Here is a 255-nt window from a genome sequence, read left to right on the forward strand (position 1 = left end):
ATCTGAGAGTCGAGCGTCGGCAGCTGGTCGCTCGCACGCTGCGCTTCAGCGTTCTGCCGGATCATCCCTTCCAGCCGCGCGACCTGCGCCTCGTGGTCGGCCTGCGCGGCGTCGATGCGGCGCTGCGCCTCGGCGGCCGCTGCGTTGTACTTTGCGCCCTGGTCCTGCAGCTGGCGCGTTAGTTCCTTCACGCTTTCAGGCGGCGTGTCCGGCGCGTTCGCGCGCAGCTGGTCGAGTTCGGCGCGCGCCTGTGCC

Annotated in this window: 1 protein-coding gene; it reads right to left on the reverse strand. The window is 70.6% G+C overall.

Annotation, left to right across the window (positions count from 1 at the left end; genetic code table 11):
* A partial coding sequence (locus tag ACZ2XM_RS15605) for a hypothetical protein (protein WP_490619031.1) occupies positions 1 to 255 on the reverse strand: 255 nt, incomplete at both ends.

The organism is Psychrobacter sp. CoH-33_TS_01 (genome assembly GCF_058189395.1).